This window comes from Allobosea sp. 05T433 (genome assembly GCF_056396065.1).
This window is the reverse complement of record NZ_JBFTKS010000114.1, coordinates 1-762: the sequence shown is the minus strand read 5'-3', so window position 1 is coordinate 762 and position 762 is coordinate 1. Positions and strand designations below refer to the sequence as shown.

The 762-nt window shown below is 68.6% G+C and carries 1 protein-coding gene; it reads right to left on the bottom strand.

Annotated elements, in window-relative coordinates:
• Positions 1-762, bottom strand: a 762-nt coding sequence (locus tag AC1DGP_RS35260; protein ID WP_476833297.1) for a beta-barrel domain-containing protein, incomplete at both ends; no start/stop codon positions are given.

Here is a 762-nt window from a genome sequence, read left to right as displayed (position 1 = left end):
TGGTGATGAAGACCTCGACCGGCATTCCGGGCTGGAGCTTGCGGTCGCCGAGGGCGGCGACGAGATCGCCGTCGATCTGGATCTCGCCGGTGTAGAAATTGGCGCCGGTGGTGGGGTCGCGGGTGGTCGCCGGGGAGAGATGGCTGACGSTGCCCGGCAGTTCCGGGGTCGAATTCTTGGCGAAGGCGGAGAAGCGCAGGCGGGCGGGCTGGCCCGGCCTGACCTGGTCGATATCGGTCGGCGCGATCCTGACCTCGACGGTGAGCTTGGCCTCGCCCGGTACGATGGTGGCGAGACGGGCAGCCGGGGTGATGACGCCGCCGACGGTGAAGACGGTCAACTCGTTGACGATGCCGGCGATCGGGGCGCGGATCTCGGAGCGTGAGAGCCGGTCCTCACTGGCGAGCCGCCGGTCGCTGAGCTCGGAGACCTTGGCCTCGACCTGGCGCAGCTCGCGCTGGGCCTCGGTGCGGGCGGTCTCGTCGACGGCGATGATCTGGAGGCGGGCATCGCTGACGCGCAGCCGGGCACGGGCGATCGAGGCTTCGATCTCGCCGCGCTCGCCGAGCAGGCGGGCCCATTCGCGGTTGATGTTGTAGACCTTCGTGCCGTCGATGAAGCCCTTCTCGAACAGGCCGAGATATTTGTTGCGCTCGAGCTCGACCAGGCGCAGCTCCTCGACCTTGGCGACCTGGCGCGCCTCGAGGCCCTTCACCTCCTCGCCGGACTGGACGATGCTGATCTCGAGCTGTTCCTTGCGGC